16 protein-coding genes are annotated in these 24,427 nt (G+C 43.8%); 4 read left to right on the plus strand and 12 right to left on the minus strand.

Annotated features, from left to right (window positions below):
- Window positions 1-69: 69 nt before the first annotated feature.
- Entirely contained in the window at window positions 70-219 is a 150-nt protein-coding gene (locus OU421_RS11080; RefSeq protein ID WP_268186153.1) for a hypothetical protein, read from the minus strand.
- Between the two features lie 61 nt (window positions 220-280).
- A complete protein-coding gene (locus OU421_RS11085) occupies window positions 281-1,078 on the minus strand; it encodes a hypothetical protein (RefSeq protein ID WP_268186154.1) in 798 nt (265 codons plus the stop codon).
- Between the two features lie 99 nt (window positions 1,079-1,177).
- On the opposite strand from OU421_RS11085, the gene OU421_RS11090 reads away from it, so the two are divergent.
- From OU421_RS11090 to OU421_RS11100, 3 genes are all read left to right on the plus strand, one after another.
- A complete protein-coding gene (locus tag OU421_RS11090; RefSeq protein ID WP_268186155.1) occupies window positions 1,178-2,011 on the plus strand; it encodes a viperin family antiviral radical SAM protein in 834 nt (277 codons plus the stop codon).
- 102 nt (window positions 2,012-2,113) lie between these two features.
- Entirely contained in the window at window positions 2,114-5,068 is a 2,955-nt protein-coding gene (locus OU421_RS11095; RefSeq protein WP_268186156.1) for a tetratricopeptide repeat protein, read from the plus strand.
- A gap of 294 nt (window positions 5,069-5,362) precedes the next feature.
- A complete protein-coding gene (locus OU421_RS11100) occupies window positions 5,363-8,338 on the plus strand; it encodes a tetratricopeptide repeat protein (protein WP_268186157.1) in 2,976 nt (991 codons plus the stop codon).
- Window positions 8,339-8,498: 160 nt separating this feature from the next.
- On the opposite strand, the gene OU421_RS11105 is transcribed toward OU421_RS11100, so the two are convergent.
- The 7 genes from OU421_RS11105 to OU421_RS11135 all read right to left on the minus strand — a co-directional run bounded on the left by OU421_RS11105 (window position 8,499) and on the right by OU421_RS11135 (window position 19,937).
- Window positions 8,499-9,527 carry a hypothetical protein gene (locus OU421_RS11105; protein ID WP_268186158.1) on the minus strand — a complete coding sequence of 343 codons (1,029 nt, stop codon included), beginning with the start codon at window positions 9,525-9,527 and terminating at the stop codon, window positions 8,499-8,501.
- 19 nt (window positions 9,528-9,546) lie between these two features.
- Entirely contained in the window at window positions 9,547-14,205 is a 4,659-nt protein-coding gene (locus OU421_RS11110) for an AlbA family DNA-binding domain-containing protein (RefSeq protein ID WP_268186159.1), read from the minus strand.
- Window positions 14,202-17,108, minus strand: coding sequence for a helicase-related protein (locus tag OU421_RS11115; RefSeq protein WP_268186160.1), 2,907 nt, complete (start codon window positions 17,106-17,108; stop codon window positions 14,202-14,204). Before OU421_RS11115 ends, OU421_RS11110 begins: the two co-directional genes overlap by 4 nt.
- Window positions 17,109-17,459: 351 nt before the next feature.
- Window positions 17,460-17,798, minus strand: coding sequence for a hypothetical protein (locus OU421_RS11120; RefSeq protein ID WP_268186162.1), 339 nt, complete (start codon window positions 17,796-17,798; stop codon window positions 17,460-17,462).
- Window positions 17,799-18,262: 464 nt separating this feature from the next.
- Window positions 18,263-19,222, minus strand: coding sequence for a helix-turn-helix transcriptional regulator (locus OU421_RS11125; protein ID WP_268186163.1), 960 nt, complete (start codon window positions 19,220-19,222; stop codon window positions 18,263-18,265).
- Complete coding sequence (locus OU421_RS11130) at window positions 19,219-19,503, minus strand: hypothetical protein (RefSeq protein WP_268186164.1); 285 nt, start codon at window positions 19,501-19,503, stop codon at window positions 19,219-19,221. Before OU421_RS11130 ends, OU421_RS11125 begins: the two co-directional genes overlap by 4 nt.
- A gap of 143 nt (window positions 19,504-19,646) precedes the next feature.
- Complete coding sequence (locus OU421_RS11135) at window positions 19,647-19,937, minus strand: helix-turn-helix domain-containing protein (RefSeq protein WP_268186165.1); 291 nt, start codon at window positions 19,935-19,937, stop codon at window positions 19,647-19,649.
- A 555-nt stretch (window positions 19,938-20,492) separates the two neighbouring features.
- On the opposite strand from OU421_RS11135, the gene OU421_RS11140 reads away from it, so the two are divergent.
- Window positions 20,493-21,059: a hypothetical protein gene (locus OU421_RS11140; RefSeq protein WP_268186166.1), complete on the plus strand. Its 567-nt coding sequence runs from the start codon at window positions 20,493-20,495 to the stop codon at window positions 21,057-21,059.
- A 28-nt stretch (window positions 21,060-21,087) separates the two neighbouring features.
- On the opposite strand, the gene OU421_RS11145 is transcribed toward OU421_RS11140, so the two are convergent.
- The 3 genes from OU421_RS11145 to OU421_RS11155 form a co-directional block, all read right to left on the minus strand.
- Window positions 21,088-22,311: a site-specific integrase gene (locus tag OU421_RS11145; protein ID WP_268186167.1), complete on the minus strand. Its 1,224-nt coding sequence runs from the start codon at window positions 22,309-22,311 to the stop codon at window positions 21,088-21,090.
- On the minus strand, window positions 22,271-22,501 hold the full coding sequence (locus OU421_RS11150) for a hypothetical protein (RefSeq protein ID WP_268186168.1): 231 nt from the start codon (window positions 22,499-22,501) through the stop codon (window positions 22,271-22,273). Before OU421_RS11150 ends, OU421_RS11145 begins: the two co-directional genes overlap by 41 nt.
- Window positions 22,502-23,069: 568 nt before the next feature.
- Window positions 23,070-23,915, minus strand: coding sequence for a PAS domain-containing protein (locus OU421_RS11155; RefSeq protein WP_268186169.1), 846 nt, complete (start codon window positions 23,913-23,915; stop codon window positions 23,070-23,072).
- Between the last annotated feature and the right edge of the window lie 512 nt (window positions 23,916-24,427).

Here is a 24,427-nt window from a genome sequence, read left to right on the forward strand (position 1 = left end):
TCGCTAAATCAATAATTATCGCTATATGGCATTAATGATTTGATATACTTTGAAAAATGGGGTTTGATATTACTTTTTGGTGTTTTTTGCAGCTGCCTTCATGGCACGGGATTTCATACCCTGATTTGTACCTGACCGGTCAGCTGCAGACTGAATCCGCCGTGCAGCAGCAGGGGTCATTGGCGCCTTCTTGCTGGTAATATTGTCACCTCCTTTCATGTGATACATCTGAGTTGACCCGGAATGATTTGGAGGTTGTTTGAAACTGTTTCTCTTATTGTTAACTATCTGTCTGATTACCAGCATTCGATTCGGCCCGAAGAATGGCAAGAGCGAATGATCCATCACTGGTAATCTGGTATTCCTTCTCACGTTTGTTTCCGGGCCGAACACGTTCTTCGATGAGTCCCCACTGAATGGGTTTATCAAGAATTTTGGTTACCATCCCCCTGTTCGGTTCACGTTTTACTTTTGTTTCGTCTGAGAACCTGACCGGTTGATATCGTTGCATCATCAGTCGTGAGAAGTCTTTACCTGCCATCCATGATATGGGAGATACGGCAGGTGTTGCATCCTTTGCATGTTCACCAAGAATACGGAGTGCTTCGATATAGTTGGGATTTTTACGTATATCATCAATGTGCATCTTTGGTATTGCAATCGGAGTCACTGTGTCCGCATCCGGAGTAAGGCAGACTTCACCGTCAAGCCAGATGGCCATGGCGAAGAGGGAGAGGGATAGCATCTTTGTCCCTCCACTTAGGTTAAAGGTGACACGTGCATCAGACGCCATCCTGGCAGCGGAGAGAATTGCATCCCTGACCGAGATGAGAGAGATGTCCGGGATGCGGATTTCATGGAAATCCACAGCAACCAGCTCACAGGTCTGTTGTACCTGTTTAATCGCATTTCGAATCTCGGGTTTCGTCTGTTTCTGGTATTCTTTATCACCGGGAAGGTCCAGAAAGACACTTTCCTCGACGACAACACCGACGTGGGTGATCCCGTTTAGCTGTTTGAGGGTGGCGGGAAATGTTTCATGGATATGGGCTCCGGCGCTGATGATAAGCAGATGCATGGTATCAGCAATGGATTGTTTCTCAGGCCCAATATAGTTTCTGCACAAATGAAACTGTTTCGAACATGTATGATGTCCTTTCCCATGTCACAATACTGTATGACATCTCCGTCAACCATCCGGTCCGTGAACTGGCATCTGATCTCCTCCTGCAACTATGCCTGCCGGTTCTGTTTTGCACAAAACCTTGGTGAGGCCCCTGTCCCTTATGCAGAGGGGGTGGAAATTCTGACCCGTCTGGCTGAATCAGGTATGGATAAAATCAATTTTGCCGGTGGTGAGCCACTGCTTCATCCGCAACTCTTTGACTACTGTCGTGAGGCACATGGCCTTGGCATGACAGTCTCTATAACCACAAATGGATCGCTTCTCTCTGATGATCTGGTGCATGCCCATAGTAACTATATTGACTGGATTGCACTCTCTGTCGACTCAGCATTCGAGCATATAGAGGAACGTCTTGGACGGGGACGTGGAGGGCATGTCAGGCACGCTATACAGACTGCAGATGCAATACGTGATGCTGGTATACGTCTGAAGGTAAATACAACTGTGACGTCATTGAGCTGGACGGAGGACATGACGGGTTTCATCAACAGGACCTCACCCGACCGCTGGAAGGTGCTTCAGATGCTTCATATCAGAGGAGAAAACGATGATGCAGTGGATGACCTCTCGGTTACCCACGGCCAGTTTCAGGCCTTTATCAATCGCCACAGCGATCTTGTTCTCCGGAACGGGGTGAAGCCGGTGTTTGAATCTGCAGATATGATCGAGAGTTCATATTTCATGGTGACACCCGGTGGTATGGTCAAGACTGATACGGACCGGATTATCAGGAAATATCCACTGGATGATGTGCTTCAATATGGAGTGTCAGAATATGTCAGTGAAGGGCAGTATATTGGGAGGGGAGGGGTGTATGAATGGTGACATTTCAGAAGAGTTAAATAAATCATTTTAAAATTTTCTTTCTGTAATGGTTGTTTCTGATGCTGCTCTGCATTTGATATTTGCTATTTATGGGAAGATGATATGGATTTCAATACTGCACCAATTCGTGATTTTCTCTGGGAATCGTATGGTATTTATACAACAACAGAATTTCTAAAATCTGTTCAGGATTGTTCACAGAATGAAAAAAAAGAACGATTCATCAACCATTCCCTTGACAATCTATTACTGTACCGGGTAAAACATGATCCCGGATTCCACCTCTTTGTGAGGGACAAGGTACATTCCGATTTTCTCCTTCAGGAGCGTGTATGCCATATTGTACTCTACCTCTTCGGTGAAACATCGAAATTGTTTTCATTTAAAGGGGAAGTGTTAGCTCCGAAGGGTTTGACTGAAATCATGATGAGAGCTGAAAAAGAGGGGAAAAATCCCCTTGAGGAGGCACTCGTATTTTCACAGGAATCGTCTGAAATTCAGCATTATATGGCAGAACGGGCGATTCAGGAGAGGGATGCCAAGGTAAAGTATCTCCAGGCACGATTGGAAGAGGCTGTAGAACATATGGACAATGAACTTGAGATGATTGCTATACGCCAGCAGATGCTTGACCATGGGACAGGAAAATATTTTGGTCATGTGCTTGCAGCTGACGATCTCCTCTTTCCCGCTGCAGGGCTTACTGAAAATATCCAACATGCAGCAAACAGTTTTGTTTTCAGCAATCTCAAATTCAGAGGACTTTACCTCCCTGACTCAAAAAATAAGGCACAGGATGCGTTTCTACACACCTGTATTCCGTGGATTATGCCATATGAGAGTCTTCTGGAAAATGTAATATTCGGAAAAAGCACATCCACTGCAGGAGATGAGTGGAAAAATGTCTTAGATCTCTGGAAATTTGAGGCAGACGTCTCGACCATAGCGACTTATGAATGGTTTTTAACACTCTCTAGTCAGGAAAAAATTTCATTTCTAAACGGAGACTATCACTTTCAATTACGCGATGATCTGCTCCAAATGATGGCTAAATCTGATACCGAATCATTTGATGTGATGACGTTCAGAATGAATCACCTATTTCGTGCCAACTATTTTGAGCATGCGGCAAAAATGGGGGAATTTTTGTTCAAGGCTCAAAAGAAAGGAAATAATAAATATTTCATTGCAAGCAGCATCGCTACGTATTATCGCGAATACGAAGACTATCACAATGCAATGAAATGGTATGGAATCGCGAAGAAGCTGACAAAAAAACTGGATCCTGCAAGCAAGATACATAAGGAATTTATCGAATGGAAAAATTGTGCTGAAATGGGATACTATATCCATGGCAGTGAACACTTCAGAAAAGAGATCGATCATATAATCCGCGATTCACAGAAGCTGCCGGTATTACTCCGCAGTGTGGTTGTATATAATATCGCTGAGGCTTGCCGTAGGACAGGTCATTACAATATGGAATATGATCATCTGACTGATTTTATTGATCTTGCAGATCCTAACGAACCACAATTTGCCGAGTCATTTGAAGCTGCTTTACAAAGGATTGGCATGTATAATCAGCTCCCCTCGGCTGACTATACAAAAATCAGGGAGTATGATAATTCACAAATTGAAAAGGTGTATCATAGACGGTGTAGGGCCTCATCACTGTCGTTTCAGTATGAAGATGGGATGCATTGGATTGATTGCCTCATAAAATTAAATCCCCAAGCATATCAATATCAGGAAAAAGCAGTATTATATCGACATATTGGTGAGAACGATAAAGCAATTTCTTTCTATCGCATTGCTGCCGAAAAAGCAACTGATAATCGAAATAAATCCTTTTGTCTCATCTCCATCGCATTACTTGAAGCAAAGAAAAGTGGGAGTGTTAATGCAAATATTCAGGACATGATCACCTCTGCTCTCTCATCCCTTCCCAATATGGGAAAAATGGATGCAGAGCCAGATGTGTATGCCATTCTTAACCCCATAATTTATGAAATTGTTGGATGGTCAGATACTTCGTTAAAATACCAATTTCTCGATGCCTTAGTTAGATCATATCAGAAAGGCGGTTTAACAGACAATATTTGTCTCTCTATTGGAACAGTGTTTTTCTCACATAGCCTTTGTTCTGATGCACGGGAATGGTTTGAGCGTGCTCTTTCGTCTGCAGATTTGGAATCTGAAGAGGCACGGATCATGTCACTTATTGCAGATACATTCTTTGCTGAGGGGAATTCAGAAACAGCCGGTAAATGGTTCAAACAGGCACACCAGAAAAATTCTGAATCAGCAGAATGCCTTGCCGGAGTTGCACGGTGTCATACTGCACTCATGGAATACGATTTGGCAGAAGGTGCAATACGGCAGGCTCGGTTGATCGATCCTAATAATACTGACTATCGTAAAATGGAAGAGGAGATCAAGACCCTTGCCTCCCATGTAATCAGCCTGAAACGTATAGAATCAGTTGAGGTCAAGAAGATATTTAGAACCGGGGACTGGCTTCTCTTCAGTGTATTCAATGCACAGGAAAGGGATGAGTATGATATTGGGCCGGTTGTCATCCAGTATGGCAAAGGTGTGGAAAAAATGCTCTATGATGTTATTCTCAGGCCGATCCGCGAGACAATGCGAAGGAATACATCATATATAATGCCAGATGGTGGTGTGAAGAAAGAGTTGTGGAATGGGTCAAAATCCATTGCACGACTTCCCCCGTCATTGAAAAGCGTTTTTGGTAAAAGGGAAAAATCACTTGCACTCGGCCAATGGGAACACCTCATGAAAGACATTGGCAAAGCAAAAACGAATCCTGTGGCGTCTTGCTTTGGAAAGATGCTTGCCGAAAATGGATTTGACGAAAGTAAACTCAATAAAATTGGAAGGCTGTGCAGCGATCTATCATATGAGCGGAACGGTGCTGCACATATTTCATTTTATACTCGTGAGGAAGTGCAGGAAAAGAGGGGCGAAATGGTTACAATTATCAATGCTATCATAGGATTAGTCCCGCAAAGAGTGGGAAATGACTCCTCATAATATTTTATTCAGCAAATATGATCTCACGTATCCGGGATTTAGCTGGTGCTATACAATCTGTGGTATAATTTTTAATAACCTCATATTGTTTCACTAATTGTGTTTTATGCAGTGATTTAGGGTATATCAGAGAAGGGACAGAACATTGTGATAAGAGTATTAGTGTGTATATCTGACAATTTACGGAAGAATAAAATACAAACAATTAAATACATATTTTTGAAATTTTCTTTCTGTAAATAGTTGATTCTGATGTTTAATTGCATCTGAAATCTCTATTTATGGAAATAATACATGGAATTCAATATTGCACCAATGAGAGACTTTCTCTGGGAATCATATGGAATTTATACAACAACAGAATTTCTAAAATCTGTCCAAGACTGTTCAGAACAGGAAAAAAATGAGCGATTTATCGACCATGCGTTGGACAACATGTTTTTATTCCGTGTAAAACGCGATCCTGGATTTAAACTATTTATCAGGGACAAAGTAGATGCAAATCCAGTCCTTCAGGAACGGATTCGTCATATCGTAATGTACCTTTTTGGGAAAACATCAGGATTGGATTATATTGATGAGGACGCACCGGGACCCAAAGGTGAAATGGAAATTTTGATTCAGGCAATAAATGCAGGAAAAAATCCATTTGAGGAGGTAATCCGCCATTCGAAGAATCCATCCCTGATGCACCAGTATAATGAAGACCGTTTAGAGCGGGAGCGGGTGAGCAAGACAAAATATCTAGAGGCGTGTCTCGATGAGGCTGCAGGCCATATGGACAATGAACTTGAGATGATTGCAATACGACAGCAAATGCTTGAATATGGAACTGGGAAATACCATGGTCATGTCTTAGCAGCTGATGATCCACTCTTCCCTTTTGCAGGATTTACTGCTGACACACAGCGTCTCGCAAGTAACTACATATTTAAAAATATCAAATACCGGGAACGTTTTTACGGATATTCAAACCAAATGGTTGAAGATCCATCACTTCATGAATGCACGATTTGGCAAATCCCATATGAAATTATTCTTCAAGAGGCGATCTTTGGAAAAAGTGTTCGTGAGTTTGTGGATAATATTGAATGTATACAAAATTGCCAGGATTTGGCAAAATTTGAATTAGATCTGGCCACAATCGCATATCAGGAATGGTTTCTGACGCTCTCCCGGAAGGATAAAATATCAGTTCTCAATGATGATTACCCCTTTGAGATCCGGGATGATTTATTGGAAGAAATTATTGGCTTCGTGAACAATTCACTTGATATACTGCAATTCAGAATGGAGCAGTTATATAATGCTAAATACTACGAGCATGCAGCCAAAATTGGGGAATTCGTTTTCAACAGACTGGAGGATGGAAAAGAGAAGTATTTTACTGCAAGCAACATTGCGACATATTATCGCGAATTTGAAGATTATCAAAATGCTCTGAAATGGTATCAGAATGCGAAAAAACTAACAAAACATCTAACCAAAAATCCTACTGATCCAAATAACGGTGAATATAAAGAATTCATTGAATGGAAAAACTGTGCTGAGATGGAGTTTTATATCCATGGCAGTGATCACTTCAGGAATGAAATTGATAAAATCCAACAGAATGCACAGAATCTTCCTGATTATGCCCGCAATTCTATAGAATTAAATTTGGCAGAAGCATGCCGAAGAACTGGCCATCACGATCTTGAATATGAACATTTAACTGAGGCCATTACAATCAATGAATTAGAGGATAAATATTTCATCCATATTTCAGGCCGCTTGGACTATTTTAACAGGACGCTTTATGACAGTAACTTTGAAACAATCAGAGAAAGCGAAAGGCTGATGAAAACTGAGGTTTATGAGCGTCGGTATACGTCAGCTACACAGTCATACCAGTATATCGATGCGAGGCGCTGGATCGATCGTCTCATTCGTCTGAAGCCTAAACCATATCTGTATCAGGAAAAGGCAGCTCTGTGTCGACATGCCGGGAAGGATGATGAAGCAATTGATATGCTCCGCAAAGCAACAGAGGCAACTGATAATCCCAGAGAGAAGGCATCATGTCTAATATCCACTGCATTAATAAAATGCCAGAAAACAGGTAGTATTGATGCAGAAATTGAAGATTTAGTCTCTTCTTCACTCCTCTCTCTGGGCAAAGAATCGGAAAATACTGTACAATTGATTCTCTCAAAAATTGTTAATCCAATCGTATTTGATGTTGTGACATGGTCTGATGACGATCTCAGAAACCAATTCCTCGAGACATTAGCAACTGAATATGAAAAATGTGGATTCTCCGGAAATCCTGATCTCATTATCGGTGCTGGGTTCCATTCATTCCATTTTTGTCAGGAAGCACGGGAAAGGTATGAACGTGCACTCCCCAATGCAGATTCAGCTCCTGAGAGGGTTCATATCATGTCACAAATCGGATCAACCCTCTTTTTGGAAGGGAACTACCGGTCCGCAGGTAAATGGTGTAAAAAAGCGATGCAGGAAGATCCAGACAATGATGATATTATCCTTGGAATGACACAGTGCCATATCGCATTAATGGAATATGACTTGGCTGCAAAAACGATTCAAAAGGCTAGGACTATCAATCCAGACAATATAACATATAAGCAAGTTCAAAAAGGAATCAATTCCCTTGCATCACATGTTATTAGTCTCCAGCGCATTGAATCAGAAGAAATCAGGCAAACTTTCAGAACCGGTGACTGGCTCCTTTTCAGTGTATTCAATGCACAGGAAAGGGATGAATATGATATCGGGCCGGTTGTCATAGAATATGGGAAAGGTGTTGAAAAACTGCTCTATGAATCGCTCCTCAAACCAATCCGACAAACAATTCATTCAGATACTACCTATTTTTCATCAAAGTTCGGGATAAAGAAAACTTTCTGGGAAGGGTCGAGTAATAAACACGCACCATTGCCAAGGACTATAAAAACAGTTCTGGGAAAAGAAGAAAAATCGCTTTCCTTGGGTCAATGGGCACATCTGGTAAATGATCTAAAAGATGCGGATACGAACCCACTCGTCCAAGAATTCAGAAATCTTCTCCGCAAACGCGGTTGCAATACAAAACGTCTGAGACAAATCGGCAATTTATGCGGGAGATTATCCAATGAACGCAATGGTGCAGCACATATCTCATTTTATAGCCGTGATGAAGTCCAGAAGAAGTGGGGTGAGATGGTAACAATCATCAATGATATCATTGCCCGGGTTCCAAGCTCAGGCCCTGATTCTCTCTCCAAATAATATTTTATTGATTTCTGGCTGGCTATTGAAATGATTCATGGATATTGCAATTTTTATACAAATGGTTCAAACATTACAGCGCCAATTTCCGATAAAGGAGAGAATTAACGCCAAATTTGTGCTTTAAAATTGAAATAATGCCATTTTTTACAAAAAATGGTTAAAAATCGAACAGATTTTTTTGTTCAGGGTCAGTTCCATAAACCGGACGGTTGCTAAAGAACATATTCTCCCTTTCATGCTTGTTATTTGAATTGCCATCCAGTGAGTTGGCTGCTTCGAATTTATTTACACATTTTTTTGGAAAAAACGAGATATGATATCTTCTATAATACGGAGATGACTTTGAATAATATGGTCCTACCCATCTTCCCGATTCTAACTGCTTATTATTCAGAAGATTTTCCATAACGGGCTTAAATTCATAGCCAATTTTTCGTTTTTCATATTTCTCTGCATCATTATGGAGACACATCTTTGTGGCACCGAGAATAATGTCTATAAGCTGAATAAAGTGCGATTCAACCTGTTTGCTCTTCTTGTGATCTGAATCAATAAATTCAATCCAGTCATTACATATCTCAATTTTGTCATTATTCACATTTATCGAATGTATTGGATGCCATGGGAAATATTCATGCTTTTCCTGGCTTCCTTTGTCATGGTATATATGTTCAATGACAACTTTTTCATAATCTTTGAAAAAATAATTCATACCCCCCGAAAGAACAGTTCGATAAAATCGGTTGTATATGTTTAATTCGGGCTTATCTGAAATATCACTTCGAAATACATCAAATTCCAGATTTGATAAATTCAGTCCAATAATTTTAAAATAGACATTTAAATATGATTTTCGAGGAGCAATATCTCGAATAAATTCGATCCATTCGAGACCTATCTCAAATTTTCTGTTTCTTTTTCGTGCCTCTTTATAGTGCACTTCTGTATCATTTTTTGAATGATACCCACATGGATGTGTACAATCCTCTTCGAAATCTGTCCAATCCCGATGTTTTTTACACCTTGCAGCATTTAAATGTGAGAGAATATTTTGCTTATTTTCTACAGGAATAAATAGAGCCGCCAAATACATCCATTCTGATTTTTCAACTGGATCTTTGATAGTAAATACTTCATCTGAATACACTTCCAGCCTAATTTCATTGAATCTCGTATCTGGCTTCATTTTGGCATCAATTAATTGATTATTGTGTGTTATTTAGACAGGAGTCCAATTTATTCCCAACAAAATGCTTCCCACAATACCCCATAATCTCACTATACTTGGAAATCTCCTTTGTCATCCCGTTGAGCCGCACATAGAATGCCTCCTTCCCCTTAGCCTCAATAAACACAGGTTCATCATATGGCCGGACAACGACCACACAGAGATGTGCACCATCTTTCTCAACAATACGGTAGGTTAGAAACTCCGTCGACCGTAACAGCACACTGTTCGGGAAGTACTTCTTCAGGATCTTCTCCTGCAGGGCCCGTATAAACCCATCCGGATTTTTATCCGGACACTTCGGATAATCCCCTTCAATGCCACAGTATTCGTGTGATATGCCATCCTTTGCCTCCCGTAGGCCAATGACCAGATACCCGCCTTTGGTGTTCATGAACCCGGCAATCGCCTTTGCGATGATATAATGGGAGGCCCTCGTGTTGTGTTGCTTCACTTCGGGCGTGTTGTTCTTCTGGAGTTGCTCTTTGGGGATAATCTCCGACCAGAACGCACTCGTCTTCCATTCGACACATTCACTCTCCCCTTTAAAGACAAACGCAGGGACTCCCTGTACCACATCCGTCTCTGCCTCCGGGCCTAAAGTCGCATCCATATCCGCGTTCATCCGGACAACAAACCGGCCCTCCTCTTTATCATAGTACCGCACCATCTCCTTTTCAAGCTCGTCAAACCGCTCAAGAATCACGTCCTTCGTCCGGTATGTCCCGTATGCCGCGTCATCCTTGCGCTTCACAATCGGGAAGGTCTCCATGATGTAGTCCACATCCTCCCGTGGGATGCCGTACAGGTGGAAATACAGGGCATCGAGGTCACAGCGAAGCGAAAAACGTCGCTCCTCATCCCAGACAAACGGCTGAGGCACGCCGTCCGGGCCGATGAGATTGTCCGGGAACCAGTTGTTCCACTGTTCAACTCCGATCTCTGCGAGGACGTCTTCAGCGAAGGGTTTGAGGTCCCACGCGGTGTAGGTGAGTTCGATGACGCTTGGAGCAATGATAGTGGTGAGATAAGTTGTGTATGTTGTAGGAGGCAATACAGGGAGTTGTTTGAGAATGAAATACCCCAGATTTATCGCCCCAAGTTTATTCCTGCAATTGAAATCAAAAGCAAATGAGTTAATGTTTGAATATAATTGAAGAATTTCAATTTTTTTATCAAGTAGCATAAGATATGCTGTATGCCCAACTCCTACTTTGGGGAGGTGGCAAAATAGGCCCGATCTAATATCAGTTGCCCGGGCAACACTTCGAAATGCTATGATCCATTTAGTTTTGCTATCAAATCGCCTGTCAACTTCTAGGGCTGGGACCCAATACCAAGATAAAGCAAGGGATTTGGTATTTTGATAATTATTTTCATCCAGTGAATGGATTTGTGTCATTGGACGAGATGAAAATCCATCAAACGTCCCAAACCGATGATCATACTGGTGGAACATCTTCGCCTCATACAACGGCAACCACACTTCATCCCTTTTCACAAACCGGTTGCCCTCGAGCACAAACCCGGCATCCTCCATCTCCTTCCGCGTCCGGAAAAGATGGGAATCGCTGGTCATATTGAACAATCCCTGTTTGAATGAAACACCCCATGGATTGCCCGTATCCCCCTTCGTCTCATCGATGAGTACCGGCACCCGTTCATAGATGGCCTTCGTGATCTCCGCATCCCGCTTTGACCGGAAGATTGGGCAATTCTTTGTGTTCGGATTGATGAGCGCAATCTCTTCCGGTGTTAAGGTGAATTTTCGCTCCTTATTTTCAAGGTCATCAAACGTATGAAGGAAAAACGCCAGGTCAAAGGAAGCGGGTTGCACATCGGAGCCCGCCATTGTGATAAGGCAGAACTTCATCCTGCTATCAATGGGGAAGATCTTCTTTCTGTTCTCAAAGTCATAGAGACTGACAAGCCCCCGGGTATCAACGAGATCCCCAAAGAACTTCGCTGTGGTCGCGTCCGTTGCAATGCCGGTGGGGACAATGATGCCTGCCATACCAAGAGGCGCAATCCGGCAGCGGGCAAGCTCGGTGAAGATACTGTAGGTATTGGTTTTCCCTCTGGCTGTTAAGGGGAACCTCCCGGAATTTCTAATAAACTTGGTTGAGAGCTGATCATGGCGCAGTGCATGAATATACTCTTCATGAAGCTTGGGGTTTGTTTTAACCAGTTCTGCAATGAGTTTTTTGCGTTTTGCACCTGGAGATTCTGCAATAACAGGGTCACGATATGCAAAAAATTCCTTTTCATTAAGATTGACAACCTCCCATGGCGGATTGCCCAGTATACAGTCAAACCCGCCATTATTTTCCGAAAATACATCAGGGAACTCCAGATGCCAGTGGAAAAACCGGTGTTCCTTTCGCAGGCGGTGAATCTGTGCCTGCACATCTGCCGGCATTGAATCCTTGCCCTGCTGCCTGACCAGTGAAAGATCACCGGTTGTTGGCACTGTGTGGGCTGTATCGGGTGTCAGGGGCCAGAAAAATGCTGCGGTCCAGAGATCAGCCACAAACAGTTCATGCAGATACGTGTCAGAAAGGACCAGATCGCAGTATGCCGTCTTCTTTTTCCCCACAGCCTCAGGGTCATCCTCCCCATATTCAGAAAGGTGAGCAAACTCCTGTGCGGGAACACCTCCGCCGGATGCAGGATATGTCCATTGAGCAAGTGTCTGATTTTTGCGCTGCTCCTTATTTGCCTTCTTCAGCTCGGTCGCCACCGTTTTGACATCGCCGGAGATGGGTGTGAAGGCCACATCCGGGATCCCCTCCGCCATCAGCTCCGGTGTGGCACCGATGAGGGAATTTCCACATCGTACATGGTGGTCAAGGAAGTTCAGCGGTTTGTCCCGCACCAGCGCATTGATCCAGAGTGAGACCTTTGCAAGCTCCACGGCCATTGGGTTGAGATCAACACCATAGATACAGTGAGTAAGCACATCACGCCGTGCCTCCTGCATCGTATCCAATTCGGGGAGGGACGAACCCGTCCGTACCTTTGCCAGCTCAAAACCAAGTTTGTTTGAAGCAGCAATCAGAAATGCCCCGCTTCCGCAGGCAGGGTCACAGACCTTTATCGACAGGAGGGCGCGTTCCTTCTCACCTGATGTTGGACCGGCCTCACGCAGTTTTCTGGCAATGACGGGCACTAGTGCACTTTTGATCAGCTCCTGAACAAGGGAGGGGTTGGTATAGTAGGATCCGGTGGACTTCCGGTCAGACCCGCGTGGGTCGAGGAAGAATGAATTTGCTGCATAGGTGCGGCCTTCAATAATATCCGGTTCTGTGATGATGCGGGGGGTGTAATCAAGAAGACTTTCATAGATAGCACCGATCTCCTCAACCGAGAGGTCAGCATAACTGATACGCTGCGGGCCGGCCTTTGCATGGTTATGGTGCCCCCGTCCGGTCTCCGGTTCCGTCCATGTCAGGTACCGGATGGCCTGCAGGAGTGCGGCATTTGTACACTGATGCTCAGGCAGGATGCGGTCCTTGGTCAGGTCAAACAGCATCCCGTTAAACGGGTATATCCCCATCTCAGGAACACCTTTCTCGATCATCCTGAAGGTAATCTTCAGCCCCTCCCAGAAGTCCGTGTGACGGTCGTCAGGGGCTGCTCCCAGCACACAGCGTTCCCGCAGTGCAGTGATACTATATTCATCAAGGAAGAGGCCCTTTGCCTCTCCCATGCCACCCAGCATACCTCTCTGCTCGGCATAGAGCAGGAAGATGATCCGGTATATCACCCGGAGAATATCTTCATAATAATCCTGCACTTTCTGGTCATCATCTTTGAGAATGTGCAGCAGTTTATGGTCCAGAAATCCGTTTCCAAAGGTCTCAATCGCATGCACAACATTCTCACGGAGCCGGTCACCAACCTTCTCGCCGGCCTGTCGTGAATGCTCATAATATTCCTCAAGATACAGGGTGTCGGTCCCGTCTTTTGGTGCAAACCGGCTGGCATGGCAAAAACGGTACAGGGCCAGAAAATCAGGATAACTCCGGGTGAGGAAAATTCCCTCAAGGTCAAATTCAATATACCCTTTTACCGTGGTATGATGGAAATCACGTAATATCCGGATGGTCTGTCCATTGGTAACCATTGCCCAGAGATCATCATGCAGGTTCAGGTAATCCTGCAGAGCATCATGGGGGCCGGGATGACGGGGCTCAGGCCGCACATCCAGATCGGTTCCATAGGGCACGATGTGCACCACCGGTGCCTTGGGAAGGCCTGGCTTATCATACCAGCCACGATGCGAGAAGGAAAACCGAATCTTGTCGCTGATCTCAATCTTTTTTGAAGTGTGGGTCAGTTCAAACCCGAGATTCCGGAAAAGCGGCCGGATCCATTTCGTCATCAGCGCTTTCTCGTCCAGCGTGGCAAATTCAGAGAAGAGTTCATCATAACGGTCCCGCAGGTCCTTCCATGCCTTCTCGACCCGGCGGTCAAATTCCTTTGAGTCAACAGGATCTTCCTCCCGCCATGGTTCGGAAAATGTCTCGGGCCGGGCATAGTCAAAGCCTGTTGTTTCCCCCTTTAAAAGCTCAAGGAAATGCGAGGTGATGAGGCCACCGGACGTGGTGCAATAGGAATAATGATCATCCTTCATCTGCTCACCCCCGCACCGCGTGCCGGTTCCAGCAGTCGTAGTGAAATGAGGTCATGGGAGGCGCAGGATACCGAGTCAATACCCGTAAGCCATTCACCTGCAACACCGGAGGCAGTAAGTTCCTCTTTGAGTGCCGCCCGCTCCGTACGGATAGTAGCAATTCTCGCAGCAACGGTATCTTCAAATGCCTGCCGGTAGAGCTCATCAGACAGTGCCATGGAGAGGTGGCGTATGAGTTCCTGTGGTTTTCGTTGCGTGCCAACGGGTTTCACGTACATTAACTCCTTGACCTGATCTTCCGGGAAGAATGACCGATCAATAAGGTCACAGGCCACCGGTACAATCTCCTCAATCACTTCCGGCCGTTGGGTCCCGACTGTAAAGCGCACCAGAAAATGATACAGCGCAGTTACCCGGGATATGTCAGGGGTAGTAATGATACAGCTTCTCCCGTAGCTCTCACTCGTTGGATCAAATACTGAATCCTTTACCTGTTCAATAAGACGCCGGACAACCGGGTGTCCGACATTCAGCTGTTCAATCCCTGTCTCCTGAAGCGCAATTTGTTCATCAAACGTCGCTTTCGCAATAATATCCTCAACGCCGGGAACTTTGAGCATATCTGAGAGGGCGATGTGAATGGTTTCCTGGCGGTCATGATTCTGACCGATTTCACATCTAAACCGTGATAATCCATTCCGGACAAATTCTTCAAAATCATTCTTTGTCCCGATAGCAGCCTCCGTTTCAATCAGTCTGGCCCGTACCTGGGACAGATCGATCTCGGTCTGCCCGTAGAAACTTTCCTGACGTATACGTTCGATAGTTTCCGCGTCAAACGGATTGTGTTCGGGCAATTCCGGAGTTGTCATCTCCTCTTCAAATGAATCAAAGAGTGTTTTCTGTGCAGCGGGAAGGTCAACCCGAATGCCCATCTCCTGAATCAGACTGACCACATTGGCATCGTCGCCGAAGAAGGGTGGGGCAAACCCATAGTCGGTACGGATTTTTTCCGCCTTTTCCACAAGTACCCGCAGTATTGTTCCGTCCAGGGTGTCGGCCATGACAAGGGTTCTGATATGGACTACCGGGGCCTTTTGCCCATACCGGTCAATACGGCCATTTCTCTGTTCCAGACGGTTGGGGTTCCATGGCAGTTCGTAATGGATGACCTGATTTGCCATGTGCTGCAGGTTGATACCCTCACTGATACAATCGGTTGCAATCAGGACACCTGCTTTGAGCTCCGCAAATCGTTCAAGCTGATCTTTGCGCTGCCCTTCGTTCATATCCCCATAAATTACAACGATCTGTTCAGACGTGAGACGGCCCTTCATACGTTTGGGGATCTCCTTTTCCAGGTAGTCGAGTGTGTCTTTGTACCGGGTAAATATGATGACCTTCTTTGGACCATTATGTCCTTTCATTGCACTATCAAGGGGGCCACCTGCACGTGTCAGTTCCCGGAGTTTGCTGTCCTTTGCAGGGGTCACCTTCTTTGCAAGGGTATAGAGGTCCTCTACCGTTACCCGTTCATTCTCGAGTGCAGAGAGAGACCCATAGACGACCGTATCTGTCCGTTCGGATGCCTCTTCATCAGATATCTCACCCCGTGTCTCCTCATCAAGTGCTGTGGCTTTTGCCTGATCCGGAGTGAGTCCCTGAGATACGCTCTCATCCTTATCTGATAATTTTTCCTCAATGCGTTTTAACCGGTTTTGTAGCGATTTCCTCAAAGCAGCAGGTGAAGATAAGGCCCGCTTATGCAGGTGCATCACGACCCACTGTGCCATCGTCCGGACATTGGAACGGTCATCCTCCCGGGCAAGATCGATCAGGCTTGACCCATATTCCTCCAGGTGATGGATCGTTTCCCGCTCTTCAATATAAGCAAGATCAACGAGCACCTCTTTTTGTACCCGCTGGGGGAATGGATTTGCCTCATCACTCTGTGCGAACCAGTCATCCACATCCTTTCGCCTCCGCTGGCATACATGATGAAGTGCAATTTCCCGGTTGATGACCGGGTCACTCACAGGACCTGACACAATGCCGCAGTCCAGCATGTCAAGAAGGCTGGCGTATGTGTCGGTATACCCGTTATGGGGGGTCGCAGTCAGGAACAGAAGATGGTTGGCATTTTTTGCTACCTCACGAACCAGGTTGTACCGTTCCATTGACACACTCTGTTTCTCAGATGACTGGTGTGGTTTTGCACCGAGATGTGCCTCATCAACAATCACGAGGTCCCATGGCACACTGAGGGCCAGACGGCTGACACGCTCGGATTTAATATAATCAATGGACGTGATCAGGCACTTATAATGCTCCCAGGGATTGGCACCGGGTGGGAGGCGTCTTTCCAGGGACCGGAGGTGAACTGAGGAGATAATATCGGCATGTATCTGGAAGAAATATTGGAGTGCTTCCTGCCATTGTTCACGAAGGTTCCGGGGACAGATGATGAGGATCCGGGAGGCCAGATTGCGTGACATCAACTCAGAGGCAAGGAGCCCTGCCTCAATGGTCTTCCCCAAACCAACATCATCAGCAATGAGCATGCGCACCCGTGTGCTCATATTCAGGCCCATGACCACCGGAACCAGCTGATAATTGGTAGGAATCACACAGCTTTTCTGCAGGCTCATCAGGGGGGCTGAACCATGAACCATGGAGTACCGGAACGCCTGTATAAGGAGCCTGTTTGTGGCAGCATCGCCAAATCTGGTATTTGAGGGGGGGTCTATATGTGCGGCTGTGACAGTCTCAAACGGGAGGTAAAACCGATGGGTTTCATTTTCTCCCGAGTCTATCCGGGTAGCCTCAAGGATATTTTCCTCACTCGAATTGACGCGCCATAGACGGTTTCGTATCGATACAATATCTCCTGCAGAAAAATTCATTAATTATCATGTGAATTTCAGGACTTGTCATTGATAAATATAGTGAAATGGAAATGCCTCTTTTCATTTCAGGAATTGGGAAATTATGCATAAATTTTGAGATTTTTCAGGGCTGTCAATCAATTTGGATGAATCCTGATATTGGCGATCTATTTTTTAGAAATATAAAAGTGGCATTGTCTGAAAATCCTGTGGCAGATAAAAATTAATGACATACATTAGATTAAAATTATAAATTGAGTATTCTGCATGAATATACTGCATGCCAGCTGTCAGATACAGCGAACTGTTTTACACCAATAGTATCTGTGGCATATCAAAGTAAAAACAGGGTGTAAAACCTTCAATCATTCAACCATCATCTTTTAAAGCAAGATATTTTGTTACCCACCCTGCACACTTCAGATAATCCAATGCTCCAAGGAATAGCTTGGGTTCATCCTGGCAATTTTGAGCAAATTCTTTTAATGGGAGGTAAACATCCCGCCGTGGATTCATATATACATGGAATGTGAATCCTTTAAATTCAAAATCACGGCGCAATGCTCGCTTTTTGCAGGTTCCAAGATGGATTCGCAGAGCATTTTGTTTCTGAAAAACTTTACCACAGTAAATGCATTGAAATTCTCCCTGAATTTGAGACGGTTTTAACATTGAAAGACAATTTGGCAAATCAGCCTTTGTACTCATATCAGAGATCATATTGTACATATTATATATGTCTGACTTTGAATTTGTGCTAAGAAAAACTTACGGTGTGTAGTACCACCCACCCCTGTAGTCCCACTCTATGTTTTCTTGGTATTGAGCTCCAATATAGAAACAATTTAATTTTGCAATATATGCATGTATCAATGAATCATCGGTATTAGCGAATGTGAGACTCAATTTGGAAGATCACCCTGATGTGTTCCTTGAAATAAAGGCCCAATATAATCCAATAAAAATCATTTTCGAGTGTGAATCTTTGATGAATATACATATAAAGAATGATGCGCGCGTTGCAGGCGTCTAAAATGAACAACAATAGTTCGACTCTTTCCAGGTATGACAGTGGAATTGTTCCGCAGAATTTGACGTCCGGTTTCAGGAATTAAGGAATAGGATGTGGTTTCAGCATTTGCCGAGTATTTTTCACAATTCTTCTAGATCAGTTACCCGTGAACCACTTGATTGAGTTTCTTTATTTCCTTTTCTAACTGCTGTATCCGATCGATAATTTCCGGCATTCTCAAAGCGCATTTAATTCCACGATCGATCTGGTCAGCCACTTCAGAATTTTCAGTCTCAATTTCAGACAAGTCCGGGTTTCTTTCCGAAGGGGAATTGTCAATGTATATGTCATCGGTTATGGTTTTTTTGGGCAAACCAACAGTCATTTTCCCATATTTTGTGAAAAAGGCATAATGTGGTTCACCACGATCTTCGGGCGTTCCAACAGATATTTTTTTACCGTGTATCTTCTGATATTGGATGAAAATGCGGACACCCGCTTCTACATCCTTCTTCCAGATCTTCATAAGTTCTGTTTGATTTGAAGCGCGAATCAACCGCGAACCTCGCAATCGGCTTGCTGAGATGGATGAACCACGATAGATAATGCTGATCATAACTCCTGTGATAACAGTCACCTGAAATCGATAAAATGTACAACCGTTCGGATGCCATTTTTTTATGAATTCAACCTGGGGGTCCGGTGGAATTTCTTTGAGGTACAAACAATCCGGTTGTTTCGTTACAGGATAATAGAGGTTGATATGGTGCACGTCATAGAGTAGTGTATCTGTCTTATTTTTAGACGAAAGGGAGGCAATATACTCTTGCAAATAGGGGGACAGATTATAGTATTTGATTTTGTTCGTCAATGTGGGCCGTCTCGAACAGGTATATGTTTTTCCTTTGTGTTCATATACAGTTACGTCCTCTTCAACCAGACCCAGTCTTTTCAAATCACGTATAAACCGTGATACCTGTGCTTTATCGATATGAAGTTTTTCAGCAATCTCAGCCTGATACCGCCCCTCATTTAACATCAGGAGGATTTGATGTTCCTTTTCCTTCAAATTGGAAAGGAATAATTGAGCCTCCTGTGTGAATGTTCCAAACGGCATCATTCAACCTTTATTTCTTTTAAAAAGAGACCTTCATGCTCAGGAGAGTATTCACTTACAATTTCCAATCTTTTTTCAGAAATTACATCACCTCCCTGAATAATTTGCACCACTCCCTCTGCAGATATAAATTCAAACTCACAATTGGGCCTTTCTTCCCCAACATCTATAGTACCAGTACACATACCGAGATCCTTTTCAGCACATCGCTGTTTATCAGATGATTTAGTATATTTGGTAAAATTTAGATTGTATACAAAAGTCCTCGTTTTCTCGTTATTCATCAAAACCACCCCGATGGTCCTCGGATAACAGAATATCACCCGTAACAATGAGTGCCTGGCACACGAGTTGATCCATTGGTCCCAATGCCTCAAGGGTCTGTTTGGAGATGGTAATACTGTGAGACAGGTATTTTTGAGGATGGTCATTCATCGCCGCCACCACCCATGATCTCGTGCTTAAGTTTTTCTGAATATTCGATCTCTTGGCGCGTAAAGGTCAACTCAGTGGGTGCGGCAATCTCCGAACCAAAAACAAATGATTCTAAAGATGATGTTGGAATCTTCCACCGTCCGTTAATCTTTATGGCTTTTATTCGTTCATCTGCAATTAACCGGAGCAATGTCCAGTAACTCACCCCGAGCCAGGCTGCAGCCTGCGTTGTGCTCAAAAGGGATGCATTTCGGAAATGTTGAAGACGTCTTATGTTCTCCATAGTATAGAGTGGGGGGGCTCTGAGATAAGGGACACAACGAACCTGGTAGGTGGGGTGAAGATAATGGGAGAGATAAATCAGAAAGATTATGAAGCGCATTGCCTGGAACAAGCGAAAAAGACTGCTGAATTTTTTACAAAATTTAAACAGTGCCCCGCTGAGAACAGTAAAGAAATGTTTCGCCGGGTGCGAAAACCGGTCAATGAACCAGTCGTAGAAAATGACCCGGAGGTACGGGCCTATTTGGATGCATCCGAAGAATTTGATTTTTATTTTTTTTCACATATTTTTGATCCAGATGATCCGGCGGTACAGGCCGGTTTGGGTGCATTCGATGAATTTGAATATTATAGACTGTTTTCCGATTCATATGAATGGCGATGGCTGATATTACAGGCCTATGAATACCATCTTAACAAGAATAGAGTGACACGGGACCGGGACCATTTGGATGCATGCGATGAATGGGATTTTAAAATATTTTCACAATTTTTTGATGCAGATGATCAGCAGTGTCTGATAAAAGGGGACTTAGAAAAACTGTATCACAAGAAGATGGAGGAATATGATTCCTATTGGTTAGGTGATTTCTTTGACGATGCTGAAGGACCCTTTGTATTTGTTGACCTGGATTATTACAACGGGGGGGATGCCTGGTTCTGTGACGGGAATTCCTGGGAAAAAATCTCTCTCAAGAAATACAAGACACATAGAGACGCAAATGGCCAGCAGAGGACGCAGGATGAGATACCGGTCATCTGGGACGTGGATATTGGCTATTGCATTATCCGGAAGGAATTTTTTATCATTCCCAATCACCCGAATCGCAAGATAGGTGAACCAACCCCGATGTATAGCCCTAAATGCCGGGAAAAAGAGCCTGGAAAGATGAGGTATTTGCAGAGGAAACTTCGAAATGACTGCCTCAAAGCGAAAATTGATCCCAATGTCTTTTGGGAGTTTGTGGAAGATGAAGAAAACCGCGTAACCGTTGTGGACAAGCAAAAACATCGGACGGTCTATACCGAATCAGAATTTATTGAATCGGAGTATTATAAGAACTCCAAGATGTGGGGGGACGGAGGGGATGAGGACGATCAATCCGGTGTCCCCGACACGTAAAAAAATGGTGAGATACCGGCACTGCCATCTATGTGCCGGAAGGATTGCCCTGCATCAGTGATTTTGATAACAGTTCCACAACTTTATCTTTCGGAATGGCCTTCAGTAATACCTGAAGCTCTTCAACGTCATACTCTGCATCGCCTGACAGTGGCATGCCACAGTTGGTGCAATACGATGCTGTGGGTGAATTTAATGCACCACACCGTGCGCATTGCTGTGGTGCGATCGTGGGCTTGGTCTTTTTTGACGGTGTTTTGATCTCATAGATCGCCTCCAGTGCGGTTTCTAAATGGGTGTCGCTCAGGTGCATGTAGGTGCTCAGCATGTCAGTGTTGAGATTGCCCCACATCATCAGCTTTATCTCCGATTCATTCAGGCCGCGTTCCTTCAGATGGGTAATCCGTGAATGCCGAAAGAGGTGGAAGGTAACCTTCTTGGTGATTCCCGCCCTTTCAATCAGGACATCGAGTTGTTTTTTCAGTGCCCGGTACCTGATTGGTCGGTTGGAATTCAGTGCAAGAAATACAAATGCGTCCTCTTCAACTTTTCCCGGATAGTTATTCTTCCATTCTGCAAGATACGGGCGGGAAATGATGAGGGGGACTGCGCGCGGCCTGCCGGTCTTCCCGTCTACGTTGACGAGCACATGGTGTTCCTTGAATTTGACGGCCTTCCATTTCAGGTTTGCAAGCTCACCAATTCTAAATCCGCCTTCATACAGCGAGGAGAATAATGCCCGATCCCGTGAGTTCTGGCAGACCTCCAGAATCTGCATGGCCTCATCTTCGGTCAGCATTGCTTCTGCAGTCTTTGTCATCGTGTTAATGGGTGGGTTCTTAATCTTCTCGATATCCTTTGGGTCGATACAGGAGAACCCCTCTGCAGACATCCATTTGTAAAACCGTTTCAGGACCCGTACGAAATCAGCGATGGTATTGGCAGAATACGGTTTGCCATTCTCCTGGCGGGCGGATTTCAGATTCTTAATGGCCCGGTAGAGATCGAATTTTGTATTGTCCCGGTACGGGCCAATAAACCTGCGCCATGTAGCCAGGGTGCCGGCAATCTTAAATGCACGTGAAGATGTGATGTGTCGTGTGGACTCTATCTCTTCCACATGACTTTTGATAAGGTCTGCATCATCCTGGATGATGGTCCCATTTTCTAATGCTTTACTGATACTATTTTCCAAGTATCGTTCATACGACTCATTTGTCGCATGGAACCGGAAGTTTTTCATTTCTCCCATATCCATACCATCTCCTATCCTCTGGGATAATGGGCACAACGAACCATACTCTGAACCTCAGGTGCATACTCCCGCCTGAGGCTTCTGTATTCATATTTTTAGTACATTTTTTTATTGAACCGGTTTTCTTCAGAGGGGTATGGTTATTTTTGGTCTGAATTTTTTCAGGAGTCCCTGTAATGTATTTCACCTGCCTGATGTGCCGGTAAATCACATCTTTCTTTCACATCGAACGGTGTTTTTGTTCACTATCTCTCAAAGGTGTTCATATGATTAAGCAGTATGAGGTATCCCGTCCCAGTACACGTGAAGAATGCAACGAATTTGTTGGTGTTTGGGCGGCAGCGCCGCGGATGGTTCGGTGTGTAAGGCCTGCGGGGAGATTTACTGAGAGTCTTTGATGGGTCAATTCCTCTGTTTGTAGTTATGGGGGGGATTTTGGGCGTTACAATTTTTAAAGTGTTATAATCCTGCTGGAATAGAGAGTTTCTTCTCTCAATAATTTTGAGATAACGACTGCTATAGATCACATTCGCCACCAGAAGAGTACATTCCTTCAAAACGTACCAAAAAGAAATGGATGGAATTATTCTGGTTCCTATGTGCAAATTCCTGAAAATCGGTTACAATAAAGATCTGTTGGCAGTGTTTCATACCTGTTTACTGCCTGTTTTATCCAGAATTCCCACAATACCTTCCCCGTCTTCCAGACATGGATCAAATCGGACGGGATTTTTTCCGGTTATTGTGACTGCTCTTTACTGATTTTCATCTTCCTCTGCTGTTTCTGCATATTTCTTGAAGAAATTCCGGATATTTTCTGCCTCAATATTTCCGATATTGAGTTGTCGGATGATTGCGTCGATCTCCTGAGCTTGTTCTTTTATCTGATTTGCGATCTCAACATCTTCGAGATCAGCAATACCAATAATTACCTGCAACGGGTTTCTAATCTGGTCATTTAGTTCAGCAATATGTTCAATTTTTACCAGTAATTCACTGATGTTTTTGAGCAGTTCCCTGAATTTTTGCTCACTCTCACTGAGAGCCTGAATTGACTTCCGGTATTCTGTAATATCTTCCAGAATAATGGTAATTCCCGGGGCACCATTTGTGAATACTGTTGGAATTATTTTCATTTTAAAGAAGAGTTCTTCGCTATCTTTCAGAATCCTAATCTCTTCAGCCACCTCTTCTCCATCCAGAGCCTGATCGATTTTTTGTTGTAAATCGATCTCGGTATTCAGGAAATCAAGGATATCGTGAATATTTTTATTGATAATGTCCTCTTTTCTGTGTTGAAGAAGTGAGATGGCGTTGTTGTTTATCTGTATAATATTCAGGTCATTGCTCAGGACAATTACATAATCGGAAGAGAGATTCATCAATGCAGATATTGGCATTCTCTGTGAGATGAAGTAAACTTTGGATTGCCCGTAGGTTTCCATGTCGACTTCCCCTGATGTTCGGAGTATCTCAAGGTAATGTCCGACAGTAATCCTGTTCATCCCAATTTTTTCTGTAATCTGCGTGACTGACATTCCCCGTGGATTCTGTTTCAAAATTTCAAGAATCTTTGCCAGTCCTTCATGATTCTCTTTCATAGGCATCTGATATAATGATATGATCATATTTAATCAATTCTGTTGACGTCTATCAGATTGATGAATCAGACCTGTATATCTTCATTGAAGTGCAATACCTTCCGCAAATATTCATTCCGATGTTCATCTACGAGATGAAAATATATTGGCTAAATTCCAGGATATTCGTATTTTAAGTCGTTTTTTATTATTTCAATGCGCTTCTTTTAGCAAAAGTATTTTTTATCCGTGATCATTTTACAAAATTATGGGTATTTTTTCAAATTTTATCATTAAGAATGAATTTGAGTTTTTGACAGAATTTAACCACTAATTGGGTGAATTTGGGAAATAATTGTGGTATAAATAATTTATTCACCATTTGTGAGTATTTATTGTCGGTAAATCGGTAAAATCAGTGACTGCATTAATCTGTTTGCATTATTCATTCTTTCGATTTGGCTGCTGCCTTTTTCCCTCTTTAATGGATGATGCAGGGACAGGGGGGTAATAATCTGACATCTGGATTCTTG

This window comes from Methanogenium organophilum (assembly GCF_026684035.1).
Lineage (GTDB): Archaea > Halobacteriota > Methanomicrobia > Methanomicrobiales > Methanomicrobiaceae > Methanogenium > Methanogenium organophilum.